This is a genomic window from Flavihumibacter petaseus NBRC 106054 (assembly GCF_000974785.1).
GTDB classification, from domain to species: domain Bacteria; phylum Bacteroidota; class Bacteroidia; order Chitinophagales; family Chitinophagaceae; genus Flavihumibacter; species Flavihumibacter petaseus.
Genome location: NZ_BBWV01000002.1, coordinates 833373 through 848899, shown reverse-complemented (window position 1 = coordinate 848899; position 15527 = coordinate 833373). Strand labels below are relative to the sequence as shown.

The 15527-nt window shown below is 51.0% G+C and carries 13 protein-coding genes; 5 read left to right on the top strand and 8 right to left on the bottom strand.

Going from position 1 to position 15527, the window contains the following annotated elements; all coding sequences use genetic code 11:
* Positions 1-6 precede the first annotated feature (6 nt).
* Complete coding sequence (locus FPE01S_RS13560) at positions 7-489, bottom strand: YkgJ family cysteine cluster protein (protein ID WP_046369478.1); 483 nt, start codon at positions 487-489, stop codon at positions 7-9.
* Positions 490-655: 166 nt separating this feature from the next.
* On the opposite strand from FPE01S_RS13560, the gene gcvP reads away from it, so the two are divergent.
* Positions 656-3532, top strand: coding sequence for an aminomethyl-transferring glycine dehydrogenase (gene gcvP / locus FPE01S_RS13555; protein WP_046369477.1), 2877 nt, complete (start codon positions 656-658; stop codon positions 3530-3532).
* A 67-nt stretch (positions 3533-3599) separates the two neighbouring features.
* Here gcvP and FPE01S_RS13550 read toward each other — a convergent pair whose 3' ends face one another.
* Complete coding sequence (locus FPE01S_RS13550; protein WP_072053993.1) at positions 3600-4541, bottom strand: polysaccharide deacetylase family protein; 942 nt, start codon at positions 4539-4541, stop codon at positions 3600-3602.
* Between the two features lie 72 nt (positions 4542-4613).
* Between FPE01S_RS13550 and FPE01S_RS13545 the strand changes: the two genes are divergently transcribed.
* Both FPE01S_RS13545 and FPE01S_RS13540 read left to right on the top strand, forming a co-directional pair.
* Positions 4614-5258 (top strand): DnaJ domain-containing protein, encoded by a 645-nt coding sequence (locus FPE01S_RS13545; RefSeq protein WP_046369476.1) that lies wholly within the window; start codon positions 4614-4616, stop codon positions 5256-5258.
* Between the two features lie 11 nt (positions 5259-5269).
* Entirely contained in the window at positions 5270-6391 is a 1122-nt protein-coding gene (locus tag FPE01S_RS13540; RefSeq protein ID WP_046369475.1) for a lactonase family protein, read from the top strand.
* Between the two features lie 423 nt (positions 6392-6814).
* Here the strand turns inward: FPE01S_RS13540 and FPE01S_RS13535 are convergent, their stop codons facing one another.
* Together FPE01S_RS13535 and FPE01S_RS13530 are read right to left on the bottom strand one after the other, a co-directional pair.
* Positions 6815-8212 (bottom strand): serine hydrolase domain-containing protein, encoded by a 1398-nt coding sequence (locus tag FPE01S_RS13535; protein WP_052955772.1) that lies wholly within the window; start codon positions 8210-8212, stop codon positions 6815-6817.
* Positions 8213-8237: 25 nt separating this feature from the next.
* Positions 8238-9272: a DUF4421 domain-containing protein gene (locus FPE01S_RS13530; protein WP_169749166.1), complete on the bottom strand. Its 1035-nt coding sequence runs from the start codon at positions 9270-9272 to the stop codon at positions 8238-8240.
* A 57-nt stretch (positions 9273-9329) separates the two neighbouring features.
* On the opposite strand from FPE01S_RS13530, the gene FPE01S_RS13525 reads away from it, so the two are divergent.
* The gene (locus FPE01S_RS13525; RefSeq protein WP_046369474.1) at positions 9330-11210 is read left to right on the top strand and encodes an ABC-F family ATP-binding cassette domain-containing protein; all 1881 of its coding nucleotides are present in this window, start codon (positions 9330-9332) and stop codon (positions 11208-11210) included.
* A gap of 18 nt (positions 11211-11228) precedes the next feature.
* On the opposite strand, the gene FPE01S_RS13520 is transcribed toward FPE01S_RS13525, so the two are convergent.
* Together FPE01S_RS13520 and FPE01S_RS13515 are read right to left on the bottom strand one after the other, a co-directional pair.
* Positions 11229-12437, bottom strand: coding sequence for an MFS transporter (locus tag FPE01S_RS13520; RefSeq protein WP_046369473.1), 1209 nt, complete (start codon positions 12435-12437; stop codon positions 11229-11231).
* A 36-nt stretch (positions 12438-12473) separates the two neighbouring features.
* Positions 12474-13208 (bottom strand): DUF4197 domain-containing protein, encoded by a 735-nt coding sequence (locus FPE01S_RS13515; RefSeq protein WP_046369472.1) that lies wholly within the window; start codon positions 13206-13208, stop codon positions 12474-12476.
* A gap of 112 nt (positions 13209-13320) precedes the next feature.
* Here FPE01S_RS13515 and bamJ point away from each other — a divergent pair, with 112 nt between their 5' ends.
* Entirely contained in the window at positions 13321-14040 is a 720-nt protein-coding gene (bamJ, locus tag FPE01S_RS26150) for a BamJ family beta-barrel-assembly machinery protein (protein WP_046369471.1), read from the top strand.
* A gap of 74 nt (positions 14041-14114) precedes the next feature.
* Here bamJ and FPE01S_RS13505 read toward each other — a convergent pair whose 3' ends face one another.
* Both FPE01S_RS13505 and FPE01S_RS13500 read right to left on the bottom strand, forming a co-directional pair.
* Positions 14115-14465: a PKD domain-containing protein gene (locus tag FPE01S_RS13505; protein WP_046369470.1), complete on the bottom strand. Its 351-nt coding sequence runs from the start codon at positions 14463-14465 to the stop codon at positions 14115-14117.
* Between the two features lie 67 nt (positions 14466-14532).
* Entirely contained in the window at positions 14533-15495 is a 963-nt protein-coding gene (locus tag FPE01S_RS13500; RefSeq protein ID WP_046369469.1) for a potassium channel family protein, read from the bottom strand.
* Positions 15496-15527 lie beyond the last annotated feature (32 nt).

The following is a 15527-nucleotide window of genomic DNA, read 5'->3' as shown; positions in this document are numbered from 1 at the left end:
GGCGAATTATTTCATTGCAGTGAGTTTCTCCAAAACATAATATACGGCAGGGCAAAAGCTGCTGTTCTTCAGGGTGAGCTGAATACGCTTCATCAGTACATCCTCGTCGGTGTACGGAAAACGGCGGCAGTCTGAAGGACGGTCTTCATAGATACTGCAGCGGTTGTCGCTACCCAGGAACGGACAGGGAGTGCCTTTGACCACATAGTCCCCCTCAGGGTCGATCCGGAGATAGGTGTCTATGAACTGGCTTTCCTTTACTTTTAGCGTTTTGCTGATCCGTTTGATATCGGGGGTCTTGAAGCGCGGTGAATAATTTTTGCAGCAGGCAGCGCATTGCAGGCAATCTATTTTGCTGAATGCCTCTTCATGTAAAGCCGGCAACTGACTGTATACCTTCGACTTTTGATTATTCTCCAGAAACCTTCGGTAGATCTTTTGCCGTTCTTTACTCCTTTTTTCCCAATGCTGAAGAATGGGTTGATCCATGGCCGCAAATTAACTTTTTTTCATCCTCCGGAGTGCCCCGGCCGGGTGAGCATTCGATTAAAATCGTGAATCCCGTCAACCGTTTGCCTGGTTTCCCGTTATGGATGCCACCCGACGGGTGAAAGCGTTACCTTTGCACATCCTAAATGGCTAACACATACACATTATGAATTTATTTCAAGTTCAATCCAATGAGTTTCTTGGTCGTCATATTGGAACCCTCCATCAAACGCCGGAATTACTGCGCACCATCGGCGAAAGTTCCCTGGAAGACCTGGTTAACAAAACCATACCTGCAGCAATCCGGAAAGAGGAACCACTGAAAGTTCCGGATGCGATCAGTGAGGCAGAATTGCTCCGGCAGCTGAAAGACATTTCCCTGCAAAACCAGGTATTCCGCACTTATATTGGCCAGGGTTACTACGATACCATTACCCCCAGTGTTATCCTGCGGAACATTTTTGAGAATCCGGGATGGTATACGCAGTATACGCCGTACCAGGCTGAAATTTCACAGGGCCGGCTGGAAAGCCTCCTGAATTACCAGACCATGGTTTGTGATCTCACCGGCCTGCCACTGGCCAATGCTTCCCTGCTCGACGAAGCCACAGCGGCTGCTGAAGCCATGAATATGCTCTTCCACCATGTGAACAAAACGGAGGTGATCAACCAGCCGAAGTTCTTTGTGGACAATGGTGTGTTCCCGCAAACCCGTGACCTGATCGTTACCCGTGCCACCCCCATCGGTATCGATGTGGTGTTCGGCGATTATAAGAGTGCGTTTATTGATGAGCGTTATTTTGGCGCCCTGGTGCAATATCCCAACGACAACGGCAGCATTGAAGACTATCGTGACTTTATCGGAAAGGTGCATGGTGTGGGTGGATTTGTTGCTATGGCGACGGATCTGCTGGCCCTCACCCTGCTCACCTCGCCCGGTGAACTCGGCGCTGATGTCGCCTTCGGTTCCGCCCAGCGCTTTGGTGTACCGCTCGGTTACGGCGGTCCGCACGCTGCTTTTTTCGCGGTAAAGGATGAATTCAAACGAGCTATTCCCGGCCGCATCATCGGGATCAGCGTAGACGCACAGGGCAACCGTGCGCTCCGCATGGCATTGCAGACCCGCGAACAACATATCAAGCGCGAAAAAGCGACTTCCAATATCTGTACGGCACAGGCATTGCTGGCCAACATGGCTGCCATGTATGCTGTATATCATGGTCCTGAAGGGCTGGAAAGGATCGCAAAAAGAGTCTCCCTGCTTACCCGCAGCCTGGCAGACGCCCTGAGCAGCTATGGCTATGCGATCCACCACCAGTATTTCTTTGATACGCTCGCTGTTACGGTAGACAATGCCACATCCATCCAGCAACTCGCGGTAGCGCACCGGATCAATTTCCGTTATGTGGACCTGAATACCGTTGTGATCTCACTCGATGAAACCACTACACAGTCTGACCTCCTTGATATTGCAGGCATCTTCGCTGGGGCAGCCGGCAAAAATGTGGTGACACTTGACTTCGACAATGAAAGTTCCCTGGAAAATATTCCTTCCACACTCACGCGCACCTCAGAATACCTCACCCATCCGGTGTTCAACACGCATCGTACGGAAAGCCAGATGATGCGGTATATCAAATCGCTTGAGAATAAGGACCTGTCCCTGAACACATCCATGATCTCCCTCGGCAGCTGTACGATGAAACTCAATGCGGCTACCGAAATGATGCCGCTCAGCTGGAACCACTTCAGTAAAATACATCCGTTCGCACCACTTGACCAGGCAGCCGGATACCAGCGCGTTATCCGGGAACTGTCTGACTTTCTTTGCAACATCACCGGTTTTGATGCCTGCAGCATGCAACCGAACAGTGGAGCCCAGGGGGAATATGCCGGACTGCTCGCGATCCGCAACTATCACCTGTCCAACGGCGATACCAACAGGAAAGTGATCCTGATCCCGATCTCCGCACACGGCACCAACCCTGCGTCAGCAGTAATGGTGGGTATGAAAGTAGTGGTGGTGAAAGCCCTCGAGAATGGTTATATCGATGTGGAAGATTTCCGCAACAAGGCCGCCCAGTACAGCAGCCAGCTTGCCGGCACCATGATCACCTACCCCAGCACCTATGGCATTTTTGAGGAAAGTGTTAAGGAGATCTGCGATATCGTTCACCAGCATGGCGGACAGGTATATATGGATGGCGCAAACATGAATGCACAGGTGGGATTAACTTCACCCGGGTTGATCGGCGCTGATGTTTGTCACCTGAACCTCCACAAGACATTTGCCATCCCCCACGGTGGTGGTGGCCCTGGCATGGGGCCTATCTGTGTGAAAGCACATCTTGCACCGCACCTGCCCGGTCACTGGGTTCTGGGCGGCCCTCAGAATGAATTCGGGTCTGTATCTGCAGCACCCTATGGATCAGCCTCCATTCTACTGATCAGCTATGCGTATTGCCGCATGCTGGGCGCGAGAGGTCTGAGAAAGGCAACGGAATATGCGATTCTTAATGCCAACTATATGAAGGCAAGACTGGAAAAAGCATACCCCATCCTGTATACTGGCCACAACGGCACCTGTGCACATGAATTCATTGTTGACCTTCGTCCTTTCAAAACCAGTGCAGGCATTGAAGCAGAAGATGTGGCGAAGCGCCTGATGGACTACGGTTTCCACGCTCCTACCCTGAGTTTCCCAGTACCCGGCACCATTATGATCGAGCCAACGGAAAGTGAAGACAAAGCCGAGCTGGATCGTTTCTGCGATGCATTGCTGGCCATCCGCGAAGAAATTGCGGCAATCGAGAACGGTAACAGCGACAAAGCGGACAATCCGCTGAAACATGCACCGCATACCCAGCACACGGTTACCGCAGATACCTGGGAACATGTCTACACCCGCCAGCAGGCTGCTTTCCCGCTGCCGTACGTAAGAGACAATAAGTTCTGGCCGAGTGTCAGCCGCGTGAACAATACATATGGTGACAGGAACCTGATCTGCACCTGTGAGCCTGTAAGTGCGTACGCTGAAGAATAAGCGCAGTTACAGAAATAAAAAAAGCCCGGATGGATTACCATTCGGGCTTTGTTGTATAGGGAACGGATCAGTGAAAACTGTTTTTCATCCGGTTCACCAGCTGAGCGCCGGACCATCCGCCCGGAACGATGATCCTGCGGATTGTGTACAGGGGATCATTGGCATCACGGGCAGTGGACAACTGGAAGGCTGCCATCAGGCCCCGGTCTTTCAATTGCGGTATCGCCTGAGGATTCCACAGCCCGAACGGATAGGCAAAAAACTGGATAGGTCTGCCGGTTATTTTTTCCAGTGACAGTTTCGGTTGTTCGATCTGCTTCTGCCAGTCGGTGCCCTGGTATTGTTTTACATTGTGATGGTCCCATGTATGGAGACCGATGGCATGGCCTTCATCAGCCAGCTGGCGGATCTGTTCTGCCTTCATGTAGTTCGGGCGGTTAACCGAAACCGTCATGATAAAATAGGCGCCTTTGAACTTCAGCGGATTCAGTACACTGTGCGCGAATTCAAACTGCTCGTCGCAGCCATCATCGAAAGTCAGCATTACCGGTTTCGGCGGAAGCTGTTTGCCGGTAACGAGGTATTCATATAACTGCGCCGGAAGAATGGTGGTATAACCACTATCGGCGAGGCCTTTCATCTGGGCTTTGAAATCGGCCGGCGGAATGATATAATCTTTTGCAGAACGCGAGTCGGTTGGACGATAGTCGCGGATCTGGTGATAACAAAGGATGGGGATCTGCGGGCGTGCCATAATGCTGGCGGCTGAGCCGACGGCAGGAGCGGGAAGTTCCGCGTTACCGGCTTCATTAGCTGATCCGACAGGAACAGTAACCGCTTTTGCTGCAGCACTTTCTTCAGCAGTTGTTTCAGTACCGGAAGCTGCATTGCCGGAAAGCGCCACAACGCTTGCCTGGGCGGAAGGCTTCTTCCATTCACAAGCCATCAGGGATAAAGACAGGAATGCACACAAAGCAAGGGCACGGGGTGTAAGCAGGTTGTTTTTCATAGCTGGGATATTGAAACAAAACTACACTATAGAACGAAAATAATAGCACGATAGTATCTTCGTAAATAACCGATGCCCATCAAGGATTATTACGCATTGCTGGAAATCAAGCCGGGCGCTTCGGAAGGTGCTGTCAAAAAAGCCTTCCGCAAACTGGCTATGCGGTATCATCCCGACCGCAACACGGGCAACACGTTTGCCGCCAGCCATTTCCGCGAAATTCAGGAAGCCTATGAAGTGCTGAGTAATCCTGTGAAACGTAGTGAATATCACCAGCAGCGCTGGCGGGAAATTCCTTCTATGCAACAGCAGGCACCAGCGCCTACCATTATTGACCTGGTCTCACAGGCAAGAACGATCGAGAACTATGTGAACGGCCTTGACACCTTCCGGATGAACCATCAGGCCCTGTTCCGGCAATTGGAACAGTTGCTTAACGACCACCACCTCCATTTGCTGCAGGAAGCACCTGAATCCCAAAGCAGAAAAATTCTTTTTTACTCCCTCCTCCACGGAACTGGATACCTGCCCTGGCCGATGGCTGAAAAGCTCGTATTGCGCCTGGTGAAGTTGGCCGGCGCGGATAACCAGCTGCTCGGGGAGCTCCGCCAGTTTGAAAGGGCAAAAAAGCATCAGTATTTGTGGGACCGGTATAAGGGAATACTGATGGTTGTAGTAGCTTTAATCCTTTGTTTGCTGATTTATTTACTGGCCTAAACAGAACACCTATGCGCATTGCACCATTCTTACTTTCCTTTTTCGCCTGTTGTGCTGCCATACCGGCACAATCCCAAATGCTCCGCCTGTATGTGGGCACCTATACCTCCGACAAAAGCGAGGGCATCTACCTGTTCAATTTTGATCCGGCAACGGGCACTGCCACTCCTGGTGGTGTTACATCCGGTGTATCCAATCCCTCCTATCTCACCCTGAGCAAAGACGGTAAAAACCTGTATGCCGTAAATGAGAACGGGGGAAAAGAACCGGGTTCGATCAGTGCATTTTCGGTAAACCCTTCTGATGGGAAACTGACCTTTCTCAACAAACTTCCATCGGGAGGTGACTATCCCTGTTATATAACAGCGTCAGATAATCGCAAATGGGTGATCGCAGCGAATTACGGGGGCGGCAGCCTGGTAGCGTATCCTTTACTGATAGATGGCAGCCTGGCTGACAAACAGCAACTGATACAACATACCGGCAAAGGAACCAATCCTGACCGGCAGGAAGGCCCGCATGTACACAGCACGACCATCACTCCTGATGGCAGGTATGTACTCGTATGCGACCTGGGCCTGGATAAAATATTTACGTACAAATTCAACAGCGAGGCAGACCAGACTGCGCTCAGTGCTGCCAATCCGCCGTTTGCTGCAACTGCACCCGGCGATGGTCCCAGGCATATTGCTTTTCATCCGAATGGCCGCTGGTTTTTTGAAATGGGAGAAATGTCTGGAAAGGTGTCTTCCTGGCAATACAAAAAAGGGAAAATGACGATGTTGCAATCAGTTGATGCCCATACACCCCAATACAGCGGGGATAGAGGAAGTGCAGATATCCATGTGAGCCCTGATGGCAAATTCGTATATGCCTCCAACCGTTATGCGTCCAATAACATTGCCATTATCAGTATCGATCCCAAAACCGGAATGATGACCAATGCCGGCTTCCAGGACCTGAAGGTCAAAAAGCCCCGGAATTTTGTGATCGACCCTTCCGGAAAATACCTGCTGGTTGCCGGCCAGGAAAGTGGCGGCATTGAAGTGTTCGAAAGGAATGCGGAGACGGGCCAGCTCACCAGTAAGGGTATTATAGATGTTCCGAACCCGGTTTGCCTGAAGTTTTTTTGAACCGTTTTTTTGAAAAGGGTTTGGGGTTTGAAGTTGGGAGTTACTGTTGGCTACTTCGTCGTCCTTGCAGAAAAGTGTATTGCTTTTTCGAAGATGGTTAATTTGTATAACGTAGTGAAATGAGCCACCACACTGCGTTTCACAAAACCGCACATTTGTATACGATTATTATAATTGCCGGGTTATGTGCAAAGCGGAGATTAATATACTTTACTCCTTCCGTCCAATAAGATTTTCCAGCCGTGGCATATCAGATTCCCTTTAAAAAGTGTACGAGCTAATAAACTCCCCTTAATTGTTCCTGGTTTAACAGTTTACTGGTTTAACAGAGAGCTTTTGGACACGGCTGCTACAATTTCGATCAGGAAACACCGTGTGGTAGCTCAACTTCAAACCCCAGACTTCAGACCACAAACCTTCCTGTTATTTCAGCGCCCCCAGCACGCCTCCCACAAAAGCCACGAGGTCAAAATTGTCACCATTCGTTTGTCCGAGGCGTACGAGCACCAGCTGCCGCGAAGGAATGACGATCACATATTGCCCCTCATAGCCATCGGCATAATACATGTCTTCCGGCAGCTGCGGATACAGGCGTGCGGCAGAGTTTCCGGCCGGGCCGGCGTTCAGCCAGAACTGGTAGCCGTATTGTCCCCGGGGAGCAGCCGGCGCAGGGGTTACCGTAGCTTTTACCCAGCCTTCCGGCAATAACCGGTGGCCCCCGGCCATACCGTCATTGGCATATAACAGGCCGAAACGGGCCCAGTCCCGCGCATTAGCAAATGCATAGGAGGAGCCGACATAGGTGCCATTTGCATCAGGCTCCAGCACCATGCTCCGGATGCCGGCGGGATAAAACAGGGAATCCGCCGGGTAACTATGATAGGCGGCATCACCGATCGTACGGCGAACAATTCCGGCAATGATATTCGAATTCCCGCTGGAGTAATAGAACCGGGTACCCGGTTTTTCGCGCAGGGCATGCCCTGCCGTGTAGCCGCCCATATCGGCTTCGCGGAAAAGCATATTGGTGGCATCTGATGATTTGGCATAGTTCTCCTCGAAATCCAGTCCGCTCGACTGATGCAACAGGTTTTTGAGTGTAATCGCTTCACGGCCATCTTTAACCGACTGCCATTCCGGTACAGGCGCTGGCTGGTCCGGCTGAAGCTTCCCTTCCATCACCAGCTTTCCGACCAGGGCACTGGTAACACTTTTTGCCATTGACCAGCTCAGTTGCGGCGTATGCCGGTCGAAACCAGGGGCATACTGTTCACCAACCAGCTGACCCTTGTAAACGATCACTACCGCGCGGGTGCGAAGCAGCCTGGTAGTATCCGGTTCGAGGAAAGCGGTATTGATGGCTGCCATCAGCCGGGTCCGGTCAATACCTTCCGGAAAGGTATCGCTCAACCGGTCTCCCATGGGCCATGGCAGGCTGTCGGCAGGAGGTAATGTTGCAGAGGAAAAGTTACCAGCCTGGGCGCGGATGGCTGACTCGGGAATACCATTCACCAGGGTGCAGCCAAGCCCTTTCCTGTAAATGGCTTTTTTAGCAGCCAGTCCGAATACAGTAGCGGTAACAGATTGATCTGACGAATCCAGGCGCAACGTTGCCCATGCCAGCGGGCCGGTACCGAGTTCTTCCTTTTCAACAGCTGACAAGGGCCGTCCGCTCAGGAAGGTGCAGGAGCAGGCCATTTTCGCACTGTAGCCCGTAATAATGGGCAGCGAAACCCAGAGATAGCGGATACCCCAGGTAAGCAGAAGCAAAAGTATACCTGCAACGATCCAGCGAAGTGGATTACTGTTTCGATTACGCATATTCGTTAGCCCTCCGGTGTTTGTGTCAATTGAAATCGAGAAAGCTGAGCTTTTTGGCCAGTTTCGGCCCGGGTACAAATCTATGGGCAAAATTCAGCCGGAAATTACCGGTACTGAAAAGATAGGGATCGTTCCAGCCACGGTTCCTGACAGGAAGGTAATTGGGTACATTGGTAAGGGTAATGATCCATTTGCGGCTGTTGTAGCCGATTGCGGCTCGGGTAATGGCCACCGGACTAAAGGAAAAATGGGTGTGTTCACCCGACGGTGCATATTCTTTTGCAACGCCCAGGTTGAAGTTGATGGTGGCCGCTGCTGTGATAAAAAAATGTTTTTTGATCACGAGGGTGTAGGCGTAACCGCCACCGGGTCCGATCTGCATGAACTTCATCTTGTCTACTCCTGCCTGCGGGAACCACCCGGATTTGTCAGCCGGAACCAGGGCGCTGTCGCCTTTCAATATGCCGCCATGCACTTCAGCGCCCAACAGCCACGTTCCTGCAGAATGATGTTGCCATTCACTCTGCAGAAAAGGTGCGCGGAAAGAGAATTTGCTACCGTTGCTCAGCCGGTACACGGCAAGTCCGTAAAGGTTGAGCTTGAGATCCGGCCGCACATAATAACTGTTGCCGTCATGGATGCCGTCGCCTTTCGGGAACAGGTAATACCCTTTATAGTTCTGTCCGTAAAAATCAAATGTCCACCGCCTTGGATACAGGTGACATTGCAGGTCAAGGTATTTTGTTTTGCCTTTTTCGTCGTCGTTATTGCCGAATGGGCCCTTCAGGGCAAGGTTCAGGCTGACGCCGCGATGGGTGACACCAATCCCCATATTAAAAGTAGTATTGGGGCGGTAGCGCAATCTTTCATTTTCCTCTCCTACCAGGTTGATGGTGGTATATTTCTGGGAGAAATAGATCCGGCCGACGATATCATTTTCGTAGGTGGCGATATAGCCTGTGTCCGCAAGTTTATACGCCTGGGCGAAAACCGCAGCCGGCAGAAAGGCACCTGCGGCTGATAACAACAGCACTATTGGTATAGGAAGCGGTACACGCATGCGGTGTGATGCAAATTTGCGGGAATTAGTTGTAAACCGTGCACTTATCTTTGCGGCATGCATTATGTTTCTGTTGAAGGGCTGACGAAGGCATATGGTACCAAACCACTGTTCCGGCAAATTTCTTTCCATATCGAAGAAGGTGATAAGATCGCACTGGTGGCCCGGAATGGTTCCGGAAAGTCCACATTACTGAAAATTCTTGCGGGCAAGGAAATCCCCGATGAGGGCAAATGCTGGATCAACAAAGACGTGACCGTAGCCCTGTTCGACCAGGAACCCGTTTTCGAGGAAAACCGGTCAATTCTTGACAATATCTTTCATCATAACCATCCCACGCTGAATGCCATCAAAGCCTATGAGCTCGCCTGTGACAATGAGGATGCTGAGCAAATGCAGCAGGCCATCAACCGGATGGACGAAACCGGTGGCTGGGACTTTGATGCAAAGGTGAAGCAAATCCTGGGCAAGCTGAATATCCATCAGCTGGGGCAGCTGGCAGGAACGCTTTCAGGCGGACAAAAAAAGCGGGTTGCCCTCGCGCGGACGCTGATCGACATCGGGTTTGAACACAAACATACCCTGCTGATCATGGATGAGCCTACCAACCATCTTGACGTCGAAACCGTAGAATGGCTGGAACATTTTCTGAACCAGGAAAAATTGACGCTGCTGCTGGTGACCCACGACCGTTATTTCCTGGATGCTGTGTGTGAAGAGGTCTGGGAACTGGATGGCGATCAGCTGTACGTATACAAGGGTGACTACGAAAATTTTATGGAGAAGAAGGCAGCCAGATCGGAGCAACTGGCCTCATCCATCGACAAGGCGCGCAACCTCTACCGCAAGGAGCTGGAATGGATGCGTAAACAACCAAAAGCCCGCACGACCAAGTCCAAAAGCAGGATCGATAATTTCTATGATGTGGAATCCCGGGCGAAGCAAAGGATCGAAGAGCAGCAACTGGAACTGCAACTGAAGATGAGCCGGCTTGGCGGCAAGGTAGTGGAACTTAAAAAAGTGTATAAACAGTTTGAGGCTTTGCCCATACTCAAAGGATTCGACTATACTTTCAAAAAGGGAGAGCGCATCGGTGTTGTAGGGAAAAATGGTGTTGGAAAATCCACTTTCCTGTCGATACTGCAGGGCATTGAACAACCCGACAGCGGCAAGGTGAATATCGGCGATACCGTAATATTCGGTTATTATTCACAACAGGGCCTTACCGTCAAGGAAGATATGCGGGTCATCGAGTACGTCAAGGGGTTTGCTGAAAATTTCCCGCTCGCTTCAGGCGGAAGTCTTTCTGCAGCACAGTTCCTGCAGCTCTTCCTGTTTCCTCCGGAGCAGCAGTACAGTTATATCAGCCAGCTGAGCGGCGGAGAGAAAAAAAGACTCCTGTTACTGACTATCCTTTTCCGCAATCCGAACTTCCTGATCCTGGATGAACCCACCAATGACCTGGATCTTTCTACCCTGTCGGTACTTGAAAATTTCCTGAGTGAATTTCAGGGCTGCCTGCTGATCGTATCACACGACCGTTATTTCATGGATCGCCTGGTAGACCACCTGTTCGTGTTTGAAGGCGAAGGCACGGTACGGGATTTCCCCGGCAATTACAGCCAGTTCCGCATCTGGCAGCGAACACAGGAGCAACAGGCGCCAACAGCAACTGCAGCCGCTTCAAAAAAATCAGCATCCACCGCTGAACCAGCGAAACAGAAAAAACTTTCCTTCAAAGAGAAAAGGGAATTCGAGTTGCTGGGTGATGAAATCGCCGCCCTGGAAAAAGAACGTCATGAGCTGGCAGCATCCATGGCTTCCGGCAATGCTGATTATGCGCAGTTGCAGGACCTGGCAGCAAGGGCTGCAGCAGTTGCGCAGCTGCTGGACGAAAAAGAGCTGCGCTGGCTGGAGCTCAGTGAACTCGCAGGTTAAGCAACACCATCAACAATTTTACCGATCGAATTGCCGGGAAACCCGGAAGGCAATCGCGGCAAGCATCGCGCCGCAACCGATCACCAGCCAGGTAAACCGGAAGCCCATATGTTGCGCCAGTTGCGCGGCAAGCATTGGCCCCAGGGTCTGTGCCGCTGACCAGGCCATTGTGTACAAAGCAGCATATTGCCCGCGGTTGTGATTTTTGCTCCGGCTGATCCAGAAACTATTCATGAAGGGCATGGCGAGGATTTCACCAATCGTGGCCAACAGGATCAGCAACGCGGCCTGAAAGATGCTCACCGGTCCGATCGAAAGAAAGAGAAAGAACAGCGCGACCAGTGCTGTACCGATGGAAATATACCAGGTGGCCCGCTTCCGGCCCTCCAGATGATAGATCAGCACCATTTCGATCATCACGATCACCACCCCGTTCAATGCCATCAGCAAACCGATCGTGGGTTCACTGAACCGTAGTTCATTCCGGAGATAAGCGGATACATTGGTAAATACCTGGAAAAAGCAGGCAGCGAAAACAGTCACCAGCAGGATAAACAGAATATAGGTGCGGTCGCGGTAGGCGCTGTCACGGTAACGGTCAACCGCAATGTCTTCCTGTTTCTTTTCGTCGGGCCTTCCGGCAGCCTTCAGAAACCGCCACATCAGCAGGGCAGCGAGCAGGTTGGTGCAGCCGTCGATCCAGAACAGCCAGGCATAACTGAATTTGGCGATGATGCCGCCGAAAGCACTGCCCACGGCCCAGCCAAGGTTTACGGCAAGGCGGTTGAGTGAATAGGAGCGCGTACGGTTTTCGGGGGAACTGAAATGCGCAATGGCTGTAGAGTTGGCGGGACGGAAAGCTTCGTTCACAAAACTGAGCAGGAACGTGAAAACGCAGATCAGGGGAAGACTCTTCATTTGTCCCAGGATCCAGAACAGCAAGCCGCCACCGATCAGGGTGATCAGCTGTACTTTGAAGAACCCGATATTGTCGGTTACCCGCCCGCCGATGTATGCTCCGGCAAATGCACCTGCACCGAAGCAGCCAAAAACAAAACCAGCCTGGCCGATGGTGTATCCCATCCCCGGGCTGGTCATATAAAGTGTCAGGAAAGGCACCACCATGGTACCACTCCTGTTGATGAGCATGATCACCGACAAGAGCCAGGTTTCCCTGGATAGTCCCGCATAAGCATTTCTGAAAACAGTTAAGGTGCGCAACAGCATCGCGGCACAAAGATATCCGTAACTGTCATTTTGCGTTTAGCTGCCGAATACTTTTTTCAACACATCGTTTACCCTTGCGGCTGGATCCTTCCTGATTTTCTTTTCTTCGTCTGCAACATAGTAGAAGATCCCGTCCATTGCTTTTCCTGTAACAAATGCAGTGAGATCCGGATTGATCGGTTTGAGGGTGAAGCGGTTGTAGGTCTCGAATACTTCCTTCCAGTATTTTGTTGCACCTGTTTTCTGAAGGGCAGAATCGATCACCGGGCGGAAGGCGCTGGTGAGTTCGGGTGTGGTTGCTTTGCGGAGGTAACCGGTAGCAGCGGTATCAGCACCTTTAAGGATACTCAGGCCATCCTGCAGGGTCATTTTTTTCACGGCACTGATAAAGATCGGCGCTGCAGATTTTGATGCTTCTTCTGCTGCCCGGTTCATGCTGAGGATAGCATCATCTACGAGCTTACCCATGCCGAGCTGCCGCAGTTTCTGTTCTACTTTTTTTGCTTCTTCGGGCATCAGTACTTTCACCGCAGCGTCTTTAAAGAAACCATCGGCCATTGACAGCTTGTCGGCGCTTTTCTGTGCACCCACAGTCAATGCTTCTTTCAGACCGGCAATAATTTCATCACTGCTGAGTCCGGCGCCTGTGCTGCTTTTGGATTTGTTGAGTATTCCACCCACACTCTTCAGGATGGAGCCACTGTCGTCACTCTGGGCAAAACTGGTGGACAGCAGAAATAAAGCCAAACCGGACAAGAAAAGTCTTCGCATAGGGTCTTGTTTTAAAGGTTAACGATCAATCACAAAATAATAGTATTTCGGAGCGTGTTACCCGGTCGATTCAGCAGTATTTGTGTTAATTTCGGGGCTTAAAGAATATTCCATGCGAAAACCCCTGATCGCGGTATCCCTGTTGCTGGCCAGTGCTGCTTCTTTTGGCCAGGCGAAAAAAACACCGGGCAAATCTGTACCGGTGAAAGCCAAGCCGGCTGTTGCAACAGAACTGAGAACCGCAGCTGATTCTGTAAGTTATGCCATCGGCATGAGCCTTGCTTCGTTTTACAAGGAACAAGGTATTAAGGATATTAACGGAAGCCTGGTCAGCAAAGCCCTGAATGATTGTATGGGCAACAAGACCACGCTCCTCACCGAAGAACAAATGAATATGAGTATTTCAAATTATCTCCAGCAACTGAAAAAAGAAAAGTCAGCCGCTGCCCGCCAGGAAGGTGAAGCTTTTCTCGCCGCAAACAAAACCAAGCCGAGTGTTGTGACCCTGCCGAGCGGCCTTCAATACATGGTCATCAAGGAAGGAACCGGACCGAAGCCGGCTGCCACTGACAAGGTGAAATGCCACTATCACGGCACACTGATCAATGGTCAGATTTTCGATAGCTCAGTTGACCGCGGCCAGCCTATTGACTTCAATGTCAACGGCGTGATCAAGGGCTGGGTGGAAGCACTGCAGCTGATGCCTGTGGGCAGCAAATGGAAACTGTTCATACCTGCTGATCTTGCTTATGGTGACAGCCAGGCAGGTCCATACATCATGCCCGGATCTACCCTGATCTTCGATGTTGAACTGCTTGAAATAGTACAATAAAAACAAACCGGCATCAAATAACAAATGCCCTCTCTTCGGAGAGGGCATTTTGTTTATTGTGGTGTACGATCAACCTAGTCTTTTACCACCAGCTTCACTTCATCGGCCGATACACTTCCTTTTTCATCTGTTACAGAAAGACGGAAGGTGTAAGTTCCTTTGGAAGCTCCGGAGATTGCTGTAATGGCTGCCTGCGGATTGGCAATGGACACGGGTGTACCGGATACCTGAACCCAGTGGTAACGGGAAATAATGCCGTCGGGTTCGCGGCTCGCGGTGCCGTCGAGCTGAACAAAGTCTTTGGTGGAAATCGCTATATCCTCGCCTGCATTGGCTTGTGGCGGCAGGTTCTGCTTATTTTTTTCGGGATCAGCATGAAAGGTGTGTGCAGACACAACTGAAAGTAGGACCAGAAGCGCTTTCATAGACGGATTTTTATTGATGTAAAATATTAACGCTCCATCTTGACCATTATTATGCCAGAACCGGAGATCAATTGTTAATATTTCCCTTCATGTGTTCTATCTGCTCCTTGGTGCCCAGTACAAATACCTTCATACCCAATACGATACGCGTACTATCGGGCGGATTGATCAGGAATTTTCCGTCTTTATCGCGTACACCGATACAATTCACACCGGTCTTTTTCCAGGCCATGATATCCCGCAAAGCGGTATCCCTGATCTCTGGCGGCAATTGCTGGTAGTCGACAGACTCCATGTGTATAGACTCTCCTTCTTCCCCGCTGAGAAAATCGATGAATTCAATTACATCAGGTTTGGAAACCAGGGTAGCCATATGGGTGCCACCGATCCGGTCGGGCATGATCACATGATCTGCGCCGGCCTTTTTGAGTTTGGGTGCCGTGGCGCTGTCGGAAGCGCGGCTGATGATGCGTAGTTTGCTGTTGAGTGACCGGGCCGACAATACGATAAAAACATTATCGGCGTCTGTCGGCAGACTGCAGATCAGGGAATGCGCCCTTTCAATACCTGCCTTGCGCAGCAGTTCATCATCCGTGGCGTCGCCGGTGATACAGAGCAGTTCATGGTGATCAGGTTTTATGCGATGAAGCAGGTCTTCATTCTTTTCAATCACCACATAGGGTTTCTTGTGGTACCTCAGTGTTTGCGCGGCCTGTTGCCCGTTCCGGCCGAATCCGCAAATGATCACGTGATTGTTCAGTTGGTTGATGGCCATCATCAGCTTGCGGTTTTTGAAATATTTGTTGATCTCGCCGGTAATGATGTACTGGATGATCCGCGTGATCGCCCAGGCAAGGGAGATCCAGCTCAGCACCAGCATACAGATCGTGAAGATCCTTCCGTGATCACTCAGCGGCCTTACCTCAGTAAAGCCGGCCGTGGTAATAGTGATTACCGTCATGTAAAGTGCTTCTACAAACCGGAAACCTTCGACCGACATATAGCCGATCACGCCGATGCTTGCTACCATCAGCAATAACAGGAAAGGGCGCAGCAGTTCAA

Excerpts from the sequence above, each read along its gene's own strand:
- FPE01S_RS13560 (WP_046369478.1), bottom strand. The coding sequence starts at position 489 with ATGGATCAACCCATTCTTCAGCATTGGGAAAAAAGGAGTAAAGAACGG.
- gcvP (WP_046369477.1), top strand. The coding sequence starts at position 656 with ATGAATTTATTTCAAGTTCAATCCAATGAGTTTCTTGGTCGTCATATT.
- FPE01S_RS13550 (WP_072053993.1), bottom strand. The coding sequence starts at position 4,541 with ATGAAAAACAACCTGCTTACACCCCGTGCCCTTGCTTTGTGTGCATTC.
- FPE01S_RS13545 (WP_046369476.1), top strand. The coding sequence starts at position 4,614 with ATGCCCATCAAGGATTATTACGCATTGCTGGAAATCAAGCCGGGCGCT.
- FPE01S_RS13540 (WP_046369475.1), top strand. The coding sequence starts at position 5,270 with ATGCGCATTGCACCATTCTTACTTTCCTTTTTCGCCTGTTGTGCTGCC.
- FPE01S_RS13535 (WP_052955772.1), bottom strand. The coding sequence starts at position 8,212 with ATGCGTAATCGAAACAGTAATCCACTTCGCTGGATCGTTGCAGGTATA.
- FPE01S_RS13530 (WP_169749166.1), bottom strand. The coding sequence starts at position 9,272 with ATGCGTGTACCGCTTCCTATACCAATAGTGCTGTTGTTATCAGCCGCA.
- FPE01S_RS13525 (WP_046369474.1), top strand. The coding sequence starts at position 9,330 with ATGCATTATGTTTCTGTTGAAGGGCTGACGAAGGCATATGGTACCAAA.
- FPE01S_RS13520 (WP_046369473.1), bottom strand. The coding sequence starts at position 12,437 with ATGCTGTTGCGCACCTTAACTGTTTTCAGAAATGCTTATGCGGGACTA.
- FPE01S_RS13515 (WP_046369472.1), bottom strand. The coding sequence starts at position 13,208 with ATGCGAAGACTTTTCTTGTCCGGTTTGGCTTTATTTCTGCTGTCCACC.
- bamJ (WP_046369471.1), top strand. The coding sequence starts at position 13,321 with ATGCGAAAACCCCTGATCGCGGTATCCCTGTTGCTGGCCAGTGCTGCT.
- FPE01S_RS13505 (WP_046369470.1), bottom strand. The coding sequence starts at position 14,465 with ATGAAAGCGCTTCTGGTCCTACTTTCAGTTGTGTCTGCACACACCTTT.
- FPE01S_RS13500 (WP_046369469.1), bottom strand. The coding sequence starts at position 15,495 with ATGGTAGCAAGCATCGGCGTGATCGGCTATATGTCGGTCGAAGGTTTC.